Origin of the sequence: Parahaliea mediterranea (genome assembly GCF_017255185.1) — a bacterium.
GTDB lineage: Bacteria > Pseudomonadota > Gammaproteobacteria > Pseudomonadales > Halieaceae > JAFKCZ01.
On the sequence record NZ_JAFKCZ010000001.1, the window covers coordinates 451,026 to 463,292 of the forward strand.

13 protein-coding genes and 1 tRNA gene are annotated in these 12,267 nt (G+C 67.0%); 7 read left to right on the forward strand and 7 right to left on the reverse strand.

The genetic code is table 11. From position 1 onward, the window contains the following. Nucleotides 1–168: 168 nt before the first annotated feature. The 4 genes from JYP50_RS01845 to JYP50_RS01860 all read right to left on the reverse strand — a co-directional run bounded on the left by JYP50_RS01845 (nt 169) and on the right by JYP50_RS01860 (nt 3,436). A tRNA-Gln gene (locus JYP50_RS01845) sits at nt 169–243 on the reverse strand. A gap of 12 nt (nt 244–255) precedes the next feature. Continuing rightward, nucleotides 256–1,086, reverse strand: a complete 831-nt coding sequence (gene ispE / locus JYP50_RS01850) for a 4-(cytidine 5'-diphospho)-2-C-methyl-D-erythritol kinase (RefSeq protein ID WP_347136702.1) — start codon at nt 1,084–1,086, stop codon at nt 256–258. Then, nucleotides 1,083–1,679 (reverse strand): lipoprotein insertase outer membrane protein LolB, encoded by a 597-nt coding sequence (gene lolB, locus JYP50_RS01855; protein WP_206558745.1) that lies wholly within the window; start codon nt 1,677–1,679, stop codon nt 1,083–1,085. Before lolB ends, ispE begins: the two co-directional genes overlap by 4 nt. Continuing rightward, nucleotides 1,676–3,436: a tetratricopeptide repeat protein gene (locus JYP50_RS01860; RefSeq protein WP_206558746.1), complete on the reverse strand. Its 1,761-nt coding sequence runs from the start codon at nt 3,434–3,436 to the stop codon at nt 1,676–1,678. Before JYP50_RS01860 ends, lolB begins: the two co-directional genes overlap by 4 nt. Nucleotides 3,437–3,649: 213 nt before the next feature. Here JYP50_RS01860 and hemA point away from each other — a divergent pair, with 213 nt between their 5' ends. The 6 genes from hemA (at nt 3,650) to rhlB (ending at nt 9,893) form a co-directional block, all read left to right on the forward strand. Beyond that, complete coding sequence (gene hemA / locus JYP50_RS01865; RefSeq protein WP_206558747.1) at nt 3,650–5,059, forward strand: glutamyl-tRNA reductase; 1,410 nt, start codon at nt 3,650–3,652, stop codon at nt 5,057–5,059. Next, nucleotides 5,056–6,141 (forward strand): peptide chain release factor 1, encoded by a 1,086-nt coding sequence (gene prfA / locus JYP50_RS01870; RefSeq protein WP_206558748.1) that lies wholly within the window; start codon nt 5,056–5,058, stop codon nt 6,139–6,141. The genes hemA and prfA overlap by 4 nt, the downstream gene beginning before the upstream one ends. Nucleotides 6,142–6,151: 10 nt before the next feature. Beyond that, entirely contained in the window at nt 6,152–6,985 is an 834-nt protein-coding gene (gene prmC / locus JYP50_RS01875) for a peptide chain release factor N(5)-glutamine methyltransferase (RefSeq protein WP_206558749.1), read from the forward strand. Continuing rightward, nucleotides 6,975–7,727 carry a molybdopterin-synthase adenylyltransferase MoeB gene (locus JYP50_RS01880; RefSeq protein WP_206558750.1) on the forward strand — a complete coding sequence of 251 codons (753 nt, stop codon included), beginning with the start codon at nt 6,975–6,977 and terminating at the stop codon, nt 7,725–7,727. The genes prmC and JYP50_RS01880 overlap by 11 nt, the downstream gene beginning before the upstream one ends. A gap of 64 nt (nt 7,728–7,791) precedes the next feature. After that, nucleotides 7,792–8,379: an HvfX family Cu-binding RiPP maturation protein gene (locus JYP50_RS01885; RefSeq protein ID WP_206558751.1), complete on the forward strand. Its 588-nt coding sequence runs from the start codon at nt 7,792–7,794 to the stop codon at nt 8,377–8,379. 341 nt (nt 8,380–8,720) lie between these two features. Then, the gene (gene rhlB, locus JYP50_RS01890) at nt 8,721–9,893 is read left to right on the forward strand and encodes an ATP-dependent RNA helicase RhlB (protein WP_431311284.1); all 1,173 of its coding nucleotides are present in this window, start codon (nt 8,721–8,723) and stop codon (nt 9,891–9,893) included. 185 nt (nt 9,894–10,078) lie between these two features. Here rhlB and cysZ read toward each other — a convergent pair whose 3' ends face one another. Both cysZ and JYP50_RS22230 read right to left on the reverse strand, forming a co-directional pair. Continuing rightward, the gene (gene cysZ / locus JYP50_RS01895; protein WP_206558752.1) at nt 10,079–10,828 is read right to left on the reverse strand and encodes a sulfate transporter CysZ; all 750 of its coding nucleotides are present in this window, start codon (nt 10,826–10,828) and stop codon (nt 10,079–10,081) included. Then, nucleotides 10,818–11,048 (reverse strand): cysteine-rich CWC family protein, encoded by a 231-nt coding sequence (locus JYP50_RS22230; RefSeq protein WP_206558753.1) that lies wholly within the window; start codon nt 11,046–11,048, stop codon nt 10,818–10,820. Before JYP50_RS22230 ends, cysZ begins: the two co-directional genes overlap by 11 nt. A gap of 91 nt (nt 11,049–11,139) precedes the next feature. Between JYP50_RS22230 and smrA the strand changes: the two genes are divergently transcribed. Beyond that, nucleotides 11,140–11,751, forward strand: a complete 612-nt coding sequence (gene smrA, locus JYP50_RS01905; protein WP_206558754.1) for a DNA endonuclease SmrA — start codon at nt 11,140–11,142, stop codon at nt 11,749–11,751. On the opposite strand, the gene JYP50_RS01910 is transcribed toward smrA, so the two are convergent. Continuing rightward, the gene (locus tag JYP50_RS01910; RefSeq protein ID WP_206558755.1) at nt 11,748–12,038 is read right to left on the reverse strand and encodes a PA4642 family protein; all 291 of its coding nucleotides are present in this window, start codon (nt 12,036–12,038) and stop codon (nt 11,748–11,750) included. The two genes, smrA and JYP50_RS01910, sit on opposite strands and share 4 nt — an antisense overlap. Between the last annotated feature and the right edge of the window lie 229 nt (nt 12,039–12,267).

Below are 12,267 nucleotides of genomic sequence, written 5' to 3' on the forward strand. Positions count from 1 at the left end.
TGCCCTCCCGCGATATACTGTACGTCCTGTACATAAAACAAGTGCCATACACTGTGGTCAGTGTATGGCACCCTGATTCCAGTAGCCAAGTTGGCGGTACTCATCGGCGAGTACTCCTGGATTGGTTAACGTATCCCGCCAACATCGTGGCGCATACGTCCCAGTATATGGCTGGGGTGGCAGGATTCGAACCTGCGAATGCCGGGATCAAAACCCGGTGCCTTGCCGCTTGGCGACACCCCAGTTATTCGTTGATCAGGGCAGGGCGTCCAGTACCGGTGACCGGTTGAGCCCGCGGGCTACGAAGCCGGTCCACTGCGCTGGCACCCGGTTCAGGACCGCCCGCGCTTCCGTTTCGCTGGAGAACTCGGCAAACACGCATGCGCCGGTTCCGGTCAGCCTGGAATTCCCGAAATTTGCCAGCCATTTCAACGCCTTGGCTACCTCTGGGTAGCGTTTGGCGACTGTGTCCTGGCAGTCGTTCCGGGATCCCCCCCTAAAAAAGGCCGCTATTGTGATTGGCGGACTGTCCCTTGTCAATTGCCGGTCGGAAAAAATTTCTCCGGTGCCGACATGACACCCGGGGTGGATGACCAGGTACCAGCGCGGGGGCAGTTCCAGCGGGCTGAGTTGCTCGCCCACGCCTTCGGCCCAGGCGCTGTGACCGGCGACAAACACCGGTACATCGGCGCCCAGTCGCAGGCCCATGCGTTGCAGTTCGGCGTTGCTGTGGCCGCGGCGCCACAGGTGGTTGAGCGCCAGCAATGTGGTGGCGGCGTTGGAGCTGCCGCCGCCCAGGCCCCCGCCCGTCGGAATGCGCTTGTGAACCCGGATATGCGCGCCCCGGTCGCCGGATTGCAGCAGGGCGGCGGCCCGGGTGATCAGGTTGTGTTCCGGGGCCAGGCCCAGGTCGTCCCCGGCGAGCGTCACCGAGCCGCTGTGGTTCGCCTCGAAGTCCAGGGTGTCGCCGTAGTCCAGCAGCTGGAACACGCTCTGTAACTGGTGGTAGCCGTCCGCGCGCCGGCCGGTAATGTGCAGGAACAGGTTCAGTTTGGCCGGCGACAGCAGCTTCAGCGGTTCCGTCACCCCGGCTCCCCCGTCTGCCATTGGCGAATGACCAGTTTCGCCCGGGTCCCGCCGCGCTCGACCCGCAGCCGGGTGGGCAGGGTGTAGCGGCCAAACTGGCCGTAGGCCTCGAAACTGACCCGCCAGCCGTCCTGTTCCAGGCTGCGCAACAGGTGCTGCTCCACCGCCATGGCCTCGGGTTCGGTACCGGGATAGGGGACGCCTTTCATCCAGTATGGCAGGGAGGCCAGGGGAAGGTCCCAGCCGGTATTGAGTCGCACGGCCCGGGGGGTGGAGATGTCGATGACCTGGAAATCCCCGTCGCGCTGGATTTCCAGGGTCTGCCCGTCGCTGTGGATGCGTGTGGCGGCCATGCCCAGGGGGCCGCTGAGTTGCAGCTCGGTGTCGCGCCCCGCCTGGCGCCACAGCAGGGTGGCGGATTCCGCCTGTTCGTCGTTGCGCAGCGCCAGTTTGCCCTCGGCCTGCCAGTGGGCCAGCTGGCGCAGGTCTCGGGCGCGCTCTTCCCAGGGCGTGTCCGCGCCCTGCGGGGCGGGCGTGGTGGCGCAGGCCGTCAGCAGTGCCAGCAGCAGCAGGGTGGCCAGTCGCGGTATCACGGGGCGCTTTGCAGCATGCTTACGTCGTAGCGCTGGATGGTGCTGACCAGGATCTCGTGGGAGGGGGCTTTCTCCAGCGCGTCTCGCCACACCTCCCGGGCCCGCTCGGCATTGCCGGAGACCCACAGGACTTCGCCCAGGTGGGCCGCCACTTCGGGGTCCGGGAAGGCGCGGTAGGCACGCTCCAGGTAGGGCAGGGCCTCGTCGTACCGACCCAGGCGGTACAGCACCCAGCCCATGCTGTCGAGGATGGCGGGTTCCTCCGGTTCCAGTTCCAGGGCTCGGGCGATGAGGTCGTGGGCTTCCTGGTAGCGCTGGGTGCGGTTGGCGAGGGAGTACCCCAGGGCGTTGAGCGCGGTGGCGTTATTCGGGTCGTTCTCGAGAATGGTGCGCAGGTCGCTCTCCATCAGCGCCAGGTTGCCCTGCTTCTCGCCGAGAATGGAGCGGCTGTAGCGCAGGGCGGTGGATTCGGGGAGCTCGCTCAGTGCCCGGTTCAGCAGCGCCATGCTCTCCGAGGCGCGGCCGGCACTCATCAGCAGCTCGGCCTCCAGGGCGTAGAGGCGCTCGTCGGCGTCGGGGTGGTCCCGGCGCAGGTCGTTGAACAGGGCGCGGGCGCGTTCCGGCTGGCCGCCGTCCAGCAGGATGCGGCCGATGCGCCCCTTGGCGCTGAAGAAATCCGGGCTGTCTGGCTCGGTGACGGCCATATAGGACTCGACCGCTTCCTGCAGCTGCCCGTCTTTCTCGGCGATGCGGCCGAGGTAGTAGTGGGCCTCGTCGGTGCGCTGCCCAAGGTCCAGCAACTGCCGCAGGTAGGCTTTGGCGGTGAGGTCGTCGCCCGCTTCGTGGTTGATCAGGGCCAGGGAGAACAGCAGGTCGCCGTCCCGGGGCGCGCGGGCTGACAGGATCTCGAATTGACCGCGGGCCGCGGCGATATCGCTGCGGGTGAGCAGGCGGGCGTACTGCAGGCGCAGCTTGTTGTTGTCGGGCTCGGCTTCCAGGGCCGATTCGATGCGCGCAAAGGGGGCCTCGTCCTCCTGCTCCAGCAGCAGCTTGGCTTCCAGCAGCAGGGCCTGGTACTGGTAGGGCGATTGCTCGAACAGGATCGCGAGGGTGTCCAGGGCGCGGGCGTTGTCTTCCAGCTCGTCATAGGCGAGGGCGCGGGTCAGTAGCAGCGAGGCGCTGCCCGGGAATTCGTCCGACAGCGACTCCAGTCCGGCGACCAGTTGTTGTTGCTCGGCCCGGTCCAGCTGGCGAAAGCGGTTGAGCACGATGGGGAAGTTGGCCTTCTTGCCGCCGCGGGCGATCACCGCCAGGTGGTCCAGGGCCTCGGGCGTGCGGCCGTCGCGGGCCAGCAGGGTGGCGAGGGTGTTGTTGGCCTCCAGGTTGCCGGGTTCCAGCTCGACCCACAGCAGGGCCGCCGCCAGGGCCTCGGGCTCCCGTTGCAGGTACTGGGCGATATGGGTGGCGTGGGCGCTGACGCCGCGGTCGCGCAAGGTTTCCGCCAGCGTCATGTACTGTTCCAGGGCTACGTCGTAGGCCTGGCGCCGCAGGGCAAACTCCGCCACCAGCAGGGGGTAGAGGGCGTCCTCGGGGATCGCCCGCTCGGGCGGAGCCGGGGGCTCGGCCTCCGGTTTGATGGCCTGGCGCTCGGCGGTGTCGGGCCCCCGGGGTTCCGGCGTGGTGGCGCAGGCGCCCAGGAGCGCGAGCAGGCTGGCGGCGATTAGCAAACGGGGCATGGCGGGGAACAGTCCAGACATCGGCGATACGGTCCAATCATGACACAAGCGCTGGCGTAAACCTACCGGATTCAGACCCTGGCCGGGGCTGCCGGTTCCGCCCGAGAGCGCTATATTTTGCCCTGTAACTTGTTAGAATTACGGGAAATTTCCCCTGGATATGCTATGGTGCGCGCCATTTTGCCAAAGGACCATCGCCGCCATCCGGCCCGCCGGAGCGGCGCCTGACCGACGATGAATTTTCTCGCCCTGGGTATCAACCACAATTCCGCCGCCCTCGAGGTGCGCGAACGCGTGGCCTTCGCGCCGGAACAGGTCGGCGAGGCGCTGGAGGAACTGTGTGCCCTGCCGGGAGTGGAGGACGCGGTTATTCTCTCCACCTGCAACCGCACCGAAGTCTACGCCCAGACCAGCGAGGCCGGGGCGCTGTCCGCGCAGGCGAAAGCGATTATCGACTGGATGGCGGGATACCACCATCTGTCGGCGGAGGAATTGCACGCGGCCGCCTACAGCCACTGTGGCGCGAATGCCCTGGAGCACGTGGTGCGTGTCGCCAGCGGGCTGGATTCGATGGTGCTGGGAGAGCCGCAGATATTCGGCCAGCTCAAGTCGGCTTTCGCCGTGGCGGTGGACACCGGGGTGGTGGGGGCCGAATTCAACCGCCTGTTCCAGCGCGTATTCGCGCTGGCCAAGCGTGTGCGCACCGACACCGCCATTGGCGAAAACCCGGTATCGGTGGCCTATGCCGCGGTGGACCTGGCCGGGCATATCTTTACCGACCTGAGTGCCTGCAACGCGCTGTTGGTGGGCGCCGGGGAGACGATCGAGCTGGTGACCCGGCACCTGATCGAGGCCGGCGTGCGCGGTATTACCATTGCCAACCGCACGCTGGGCCGCGCCAGGGACCTGGCCCATCGCTTCGGCGCCGAGGCGGTGCTGATGGCCGAGATCCCCGATCAGCTGGCGCGGGCCGACATCGTGATCACCTCCACCGCGAGCCAGTTGCCGATCCTCGGCAAGGGCGCGGTGGAGCGCGCCGTCAAGGCGCGCAAGCACCGCCCGATCCTGATGGTGGATATCGCGGTGCCCCGGGATATCGAGCCGGAAGTCGGCGATCTGCGCGACGTATACCTGTACAGCGTCGACGACCTGCGCGAGATCGTGGACCAGAACCTGCGCAGCCGCCAGAGCGAGGCGCGCAAGGCGGACCTGATGATCGCCGAGGGCGTGCGCGCCCACCAGGAGGAACTGCGCAGTCTGGCGGCGGTGGATTCGGTGAAGGAATACCGGCGGATGGCCGAGCTCCTGCGCCAGCGCGAGCTGGATCGCGCCCTGGGTGCCCTGGCGCGGGGCGAGGAGCCCCAGGTGGTGCTGGCGAAACTGGCCCGTGGCATTACCAATAAACTCATTCACGCCCCCACCGCCGGCCTCAAGCGGGCCAGCCTGGAGGGGCGCGAGGACCTGCTGGCGGGTGCCCGGCGGCTGTTGGGCCTGGATGCCCCCGGCGCCGCCAGTGATAGCGACGAAGACATCCCCGGGTCCGCCGGGGCCGATAGCCCGGCACCGAAAGAACCGGCGGCCGGCGCCCCGACGGGCGACAATCCGGCGGAGTCCACTGTACCGACGAGACGCACCCTGCAATGAAAGCCTCCCTGCTGAGCAAACTGGATACCCTCACCGACCGCCACGAGGAAGTGGCGGCCCTGCTGGGCGACGCCGAGACCATCGCCGACCAGAACCGTTTCCGGGATCTGTCCCGGGAGTACGCCGAGCTGGAAACCGTGGTCAAATGCTACGGCGACTACCGCCGGGTGCGCGGCGACCTCGAGGACGCCCGCGCCATGCTGGCGGAGAGCGATCCGGACCTGGTGGCCATGGCGGAAGAGGAACTGGCCAGTGGCGGCGAGCGGCTGGAGGCGCTGGAACGCGAATTGCAGACCCTGCTGCTGCCGCGGGACCCCCGCGACTCCAACAACGTGTTCCTGGAGATTCGCGCCGGTACCGGGGGGGACGAGGCGGCGATCTTTTCCGGGGACTTGTTCCGTATGTACTCCCGCTACGGCGAGCGCATGGGCTGGCGCATCGAGGTGTTGTCCGAGCGCCCCGGCGAGCACGGGGGCTACAAGGAGTTGATCACCCGGGTGGAGGGCCGCGATGTCTACGCACACCTGAAATTCGAATCCGGGGCGCACCGTGTGCAGCGGGTGCCGGAGACCGAGTCCCAGGGGCGCATCCATACCTCCGCCTGTACCGTGGCGATCCTCCCCGAGGCCGAGGAGGTGGACCAGGTGGATATCAACAAGGCGGACCTGCGCGTGGATACCTACCGCGCCTCTGGCGCCGGTGGCCAGCACGTGAACAAGACCGATTCGGCGGTGCGCATTACCCACCTGCCCTCGGGCATCGTGGTCGAGTGCCAGGACGAGCGCTCCCAGCACAAGAACCGGGCGCGCGCGATGTCCCTGTTGCAGGCCAAGCTGTTCAGCAGTGCCCAGGACAAGCAGGCCGCGGAGCAGGCCGAGGAGCGCCGCAACCTGGTCGGCAGCGGCGACCGCTCCGATCGCATCCGCACCTACAACTTTCCCCAGGGGCGGGTCACCGATCACCGCATCAACCTGACCCTGTATAAGCTGGACGAAGTCATGCAGGGTGACCTGGACGCGATCATCGCGCCCTTGCGCCAGGAGTATCAGGCGGACCAGCTCGCCGCCCTGTCGGAGCAGTGAGGCGCGCGCCGTGAGTACCGTGCGGGGCCTGCTTGGCCTGGCCGCCGGCCTGGATTCCGACAGCGCCGCCCTGGACGCGGAAGTCCTGCTCTGCCACTGCCTGGACAAGCCCCGCAGCTGGCTCTATACCTGGCCGGAAAAAAACGTCGACCCCGCGATCGAGGCGCGCTACCGCGAGCTGATGGCGCGGCGGGCGGCGGGCCACCCGGTAGCCCACCTCACCGGCCGGCGTGACTTCTGGTCGCTGGAGCTGGAGGTCACCGCGGATACCCTGATTCCGCGGCCGGATACCGAAACCCTGGTCGCCTGGGCGCTTGAATTGCCACTGCCCGATATCGCCCGGGTGGCCGATTTGGGCACCGGCAGCGGGGCCATCGCGCTGGCGCTGGCGACGGAGCGGCCGCGGTGGGCGGTCACCGCCACCGACGCCAGCGCCGCCGCCCTGGCCGTTGCCGGGCGCAATGCCGAGCGCCTGTGTCCCGGGCGGGTGCGCCTGCTGGAGGGAAGCTGGTTCGCGCCCCTGGCCGGAGAGCGGTTCGATCTGGTGGTGAGCAACCCGCCCTACGTCGAAGCCGGCGATCGCCACCTCGCGCGGGGCGATGTGCGCTTCGAGCCCCGGTCCGCATTGGCGGCGGGACCGGAGGGGCTGGACGATTTGTCCCACATCGCCCGGAATGCCCCCGCCTACATCCTCCCCGGGGGCTACCTGTTGTTGGAGCACGGCTGCGACCAGGGCGAGCCGGTGCGCGCGCTGCTGCGGCAGGCGGGGTTCGAGGCGGTGAACACCCGGCGCGACCTGGGCGGCCTGGAGCGGATTACTGGGGGGCGTCGCCGTGCTCAGTGACGAACAGCTGGCGCGGTACGCCCGGCAGATTTTGCTGCCGGGCTTCGACATCGCCGGCCAGGAGCGCCTGCTGGCGGCCTCGGTGCTGGTGGTGGGACTGGGGGGGCTGGGCAGTCCGGTCGCCCTGTACCTTGGGGGTGCCGGGGTCGGCCGCCTGCTGCTGGCCGACGATGACCGCGTGGAGCTGAGTAATCTGCAGCGCCAGCTGGCGCACACCCAGGCGGGTCTCGGCACCAATAAGGCGGCCTCCGCCGCCGCCGCGGTGGCGGCGCGCAACCCTGACGTGGCCGTGGAGGTGATCGCCGAACGACTGTCGGAGCCGCGTCTGCGCGAGCTGGCGCGCGGTGTCGACCTGGTGGTGGACTGCACCGACAACTACCCGGCGCGCCATGCCCTGAATCGCGCCTGTATCGCCGCCGGGGTGCCGCTGGTGTCCGCCGCCGCGGTGCGCGCCGAGGGCCAGATCGCGGTATTCCACCCGGCCGCCGGCGGCCCCTGCTATCGCTGTCTCTACCCGGAGGCCGGCGCCGCTACCGCTCTCAGTTGCAGCGAGAGCGGGGTGTTGGGCCCCGTGGTGGGGGTGCTGGGCAGCCTGCAGGCGATGGAGGCGCTGAAGCTGCTGGCGGGCTATGGCGAGGCGCTGGTGGGGGGGCTGCTGGTTCTGGATCTGGCCTCCCTCGAAGTCCGCCGTCTGTCGATTGCCCCGCGGCCCGGCTGCCCCGACTGTGCGGCGTGTCGCTAGTACCTGGCAACTTTCCCCGGGTAACATTGTCACAACAGCCAATGACCGCCTATTGGGAGCCCGCATGAACGCACTGGCACGCGCCTATTACGCGCTGCACGACGCCCTGTTTCCCCGTCTGCAGCATCTCGACGGGCTGGCTCCACTGGCCCTGCGGCTGTATCTGGTACCGGTGTTCTGGATGGCCGGCACGCAAAAAATCAGAAGCATGGACAGCACCATCGAGTGGTTCGGCAATAGCGAGTGGGGTCTCGGCCTGCCGCTGCCCTCGCTGATGGCCCATCTGGCGGCCTACACCGAGGTCATCGGCGCCCTGCTGCTGTTGGTAGGGCTGGCCGTGCGATGGGTCAGTATTCCGCTAATGGTCACCATGGTGGTGGCGGCAGTGGCGGTGCACTGGGGCAACGGCTGGGCGGCCATCGCCGACTCCAGCGCGCAGGACGTGGCGGTACGCCTGGGGGCGGCCAAGGATATCCTGCAGGAGCACGGCAACTACCGCTGGCTCACCGAGAAGGGTAATTTCGTGGTACTCAACAACGGTATCGAGTTCGCGGTCACCTATTTCATTATGTTGCTGAGCCTGTTGTTCACCGGCGGCGGGCGCTATGTGAGTGCGGATTACTACCTGTCGCGCCTGTATCCGCCCCGCTGAGCAGGTGGCCGCCCGTCGCCAGCGACCGAATTTTGCCGCGGGGCCGGGTTGCAATGGCCTGCTACAGGTCGCCAAAGGTGGTAGACTAGCGCGTTTTTTGAGCAGTAGCAGGAATCTTTGTGATCAAGAGTCTCGTGGGTCGACTGGCCGGCACGGAAAAGTCCCGGCCCAAAACCGCTTCCCCGGAGGAGCAGAGTGCCCGTGCGGCGGAGCAGCGCGGCAACCAGGCCGCGCCCTCCAGTCCGCCGGGCCAGCAGGCACGCAAAAACAACAGCCGCAACCGCAAGCGCAAGCGGCAGCCGAGGCCCGAGGTGAGTAGCTGGACCATCGACGATTTTCCGGTGGAGCCGAAAGAGGGCGAAACCCGCTTTCACGACCTGGGCCTGCGCGATGAGCTGATGCACGGCATCGCCGAGCTGGGCTTCAAGTACTGCTCGCCGATCCAGGCTTCGGTATTGCCGCACACACTGCAGGGGCACGACGCCATCGGCAAGGCCCAGACCGGAACCGGCAAAACCGCCGCCTTCCTGATCACCGTGTTCAACGATCTGCTGTGCCACCCGGGGGAGGGGGAGCGATTCCTCGGCGAGCCCCGGGCCCTGGTGATCGCGCCGACCCGCGAGCTGGTGATGCAGATTGCCGCCGACGCCAGCGACCTGGGCAAGCACACCGGCCTGAATACCGTCACCCTGATTGGCGGTATGGACTACCAGAAGCAGTTGAACCGGCTGAACCGCGAGGTGGTGGACCTGGTGGTGGCCACGCCGGGTCGCCTGATCGATTTCATGAGCCGTCGGGACCTGTTCCTCGACCGGGTGGAAATCCTGGTGCTGGACGAGGCGGACCGGATGCTGGACATGGGCTTTATCCCCCAGGTGAAGCGCATCGTGCGCGCCACCCCGCGCAAGGAAGACCGGCAGACCCTGCTGTTTTCCGCCACTTTTACCCAGGACATCATCAACCTGTCCGAGCAGTGGACCTATCACCCGGTCAAGGTGGAGATCGAGCCGGAACACGTGGCCACCGACAGCGTGGACCAGAAGGTCTACCTGGTGAGCAGCCAGCAGCGCTACCGGGTGCTGACCAACCTGCTGCGCAGCCCCGAGGCCAACAGCGTCATTGTGTTCGCCAACCGCCGCGACCAGGTTAGGCGCCTGCACGAGCGCTTGCGCAAGGCCGGCGTCTCCGCCGGCATCCTCTCTGGCGAGGTGCCCCAGGCCAAGCGCACCCGTACCCTGGAGCAGTTCAAAAGCGGGGAATTAAAGGTATTGGTGGCCACCGACGTGGCCGGCCGCGGCATCCACGTCGACGGTGTCAGCCACGTGGTGAACTACAACCTGCCGGAGGATCCCGAGGATTACGTGCACCGCATCGGCCGCACCGGCCGCGCCGGCGCCACGGGAACCTCCATCAGCTTCGCCAGCGAGGACGACGCCTTCCTGTTGCCGGATATCGAGGCCCTGCTGGGCGATCGCCTGGAGTGCACCCACCCGCCGGCAGACCTGCTGACCTGATCGGCGCCCTGTGGGGTCGAGGGGCCCGCTGTGCCCGAAAAGAGGGGCAGGCCCTCCGCCCTACAGATTTGGCGCCACTGTAGGGTCGAATTCATTCGACCATCGGCCAGCCCGGCTCGATTCCCTGTAGGGTCGAATGCATTCGACCATCGGCCAGCCCGGCTCGATTCCCTATAGGGTCGAATTCATTCGACCAGCCGTCCGCCGGGCGCCAGCTCCCTGCTCCACAGCAAGGTGGCGCCCACCACCGCCGAGGGCACCACGAAGAAGTTCACCACCGGGATGCCCGTGCACAGCGCCACCAGGCCACCGAAGCCCATGCTCGACAGGCGCCGGCTGCGCACCGCCTCCTTGACGTCGGCGAAGCTCAGGCGGTGGTTGTCCATCGGGTAGTCGACAAACTGGATGCTCATCATCCAGGCGCCGAGCAGGAACCACAGCAGTGGGGACAGGGCGTTGATCCCGGGAACGAAGCTCAAAATCAGCACAAAGACCGCCATCGGCAGGTAGTACAGCAGCTTGGCCAGCTCGCGCACAACGGCGCGGGGGAGTTCCATCAGCGCCGCCCCCAGGCCCTCGAGGCCAGCCACTTCCCGGCCGGTGATCAATTCCTCGGCCTTCTCCGCCAGCAGCGAATTGAAGGGCGACGCAATCAGCAGGGCCAGGGCGGTGAAGGTGTAGCCGGCGACTAGGCTGAACACCAGCACCAACAGCGGCCAAATGATCCATTCGATGAAGGCCAGCCAGTCGGGAATGGCGCTCATCCAGCTGTCGAGAACGCTGTCGAGGTAGGCGTAGGTGGCGCCGAACAGCGAGGCGAAGATCAGGATGTTGATCGCTAGCGGGACGATCACAAACAGGCGCAGGCGGGGGTGGGTCAGCAGGCGGGCTCCCTGCAGGAGGTAACCCGCGCCCTGTAGGGCATTACCTTTCACTCGTGACTCCTTTCGCCGGGTGGGCGGTGGTTTTGGGTGCCGCGCAGTTGGGGCACAGGCAACGCTGGCCCCGCTCGGCGGCCGGGATAGCCGCCAGGGCGCCGGGGTCGATCCGCGCCCCCTGGCACCAGCAGGTCTCGATGGTCCCGCCAGCGCCGAGGGCGCAATGGTTGGCCCCGTCGCACAAGGGGCAGAATTGTGTGCTGGCTTCGCTGTTCACTCTGGCTTACCTGCTACAGTGTAGGCGTTATAATACCGGACATGGCCGCCAATTCTCACCGGTATTTGGCGGCCGGGTTTGGGTGATGCGGATGGCTGACGACGAGCACGAGTTATTTGAGCAGGAGATGGCGGGGGTGGTGCCGCTGAGGCGCGAGGAGCGGATACCGCGCAACTCGGGCCCGGAGGGGCGCGACGGCTCCCTCGCCCATCGCCGCCACGCCGCGGTGACGGATTCCGCCGTGGACCGCAACAGTCTCAGCGACCGGGAGATCGCGCCGCTCGATGCCTGGTACGTACTCGACTTCAAGCGCCCCGGGGTGCAGAACGGCGTGTTTCGCAAACTGAAACAGGGTCGCTACGAGCACGAGGCGCGATTGGATATGCACCGCATGACGGTGGCCGTGGCGCGCCGGGAGTTGTTCGATTTTATCGAGCAGTGCCGCGAATTCGGCCTGCGCAGCGTGTTGCTGGTGCACGGCAAGGGCGAGCGCAAGCCCGAGCGGGAGCGCTCCGCCGTGCTCAAGGGCTACGTCAATGCCTGGTTGCGGGACCTGGAGGCGGTGCAGGCCTTCCACAGCGCCCAGCCCCGCCACGGCGGCACCGGTGCGCTGTATATCCTGCTGCGCAAGAGCGAGGAGAAAAAGCGCGAGAACCGCGAGCGCTTCATGAAGGGGCGGGTGCCCTACGACCGATTCAGCTAGCTCGCACCGGCGGCGCGCAGAATTTCCGCGTATTCGGCGCCGTGGCGGTGTTCGTCGACGATGGCCAGCACGCTGTGGCCATCGAGGCCGGTGGCGTTGACGTCGCGGCCCTGTTCCTGGAAGAACTTGACGAACAGCTCGAAGTCCGAGGCGCGCATGCTTTGGTAGGCCTTGAGCAGCATGTGGAAGTCGTCGCTGCCGCCGTCGTGGGCGCGCACGTCTAGGAAGCCGCGGACATGGTCCTCGGTCCAGACTTCATCGATGACCTTTTCCTTGTCTTTTTTCATGGTGTTGCTTACCTGTTCAGTAGGGCGCAATTCACTGCGCCGCAGTTATGGTCGAATGAATTCGACCCTACGCGAGGTGGGCGTTCCTCCCTGTAGGGCGCAATTCATTGCGCCGCTGTTGTGGTCGAATGAATTCGACCCTACGCGAGGTGGGCGTTCCTCCCTGTAGGGCGCAATTCATTGCGCCGCTGTTGTGGTCGAATGAATTCGACCCTACGCGAGGTGGGCG

Bases quoted from the DNA above. Each gene is read 5' to 3' on its own strand.
- smrA (WP_206558754.1), top strand. From the start codon at position 11,140: ATGGCTGACGACGAGCACGAGTTATTTGAGCAGGAGATGGCGGGGGTG.
- JYP50_RS01860 (WP_206558746.1), bottom strand. From the start codon at position 3,436: ATGTCTGGACTGTTCCCCGCCATGCCCCGTTTGCTAATCGCCGCCAGC.
- prfA (WP_206558748.1), top strand. From the start codon at position 5,056: ATGAAAGCCTCCCTGCTGAGCAAACTGGATACCCTCACCGACCGCCAC.
- JYP50_RS01885 (WP_206558751.1), top strand. From the start codon at position 7,792: ATGAACGCACTGGCACGCGCCTATTACGCGCTGCACGACGCCCTGTTT.
- hemA (WP_206558747.1), top strand. From the start codon at position 3,650: ATGAATTTTCTCGCCCTGGGTATCAACCACAATTCCGCCGCCCTCGAG.
- JYP50_RS01910 (WP_206558755.1), bottom strand. From the start codon at position 12,038: ATGAAAAAAGACAAGGAAAAGGTCATCGATGAAGTCTGGACCGAGGAC.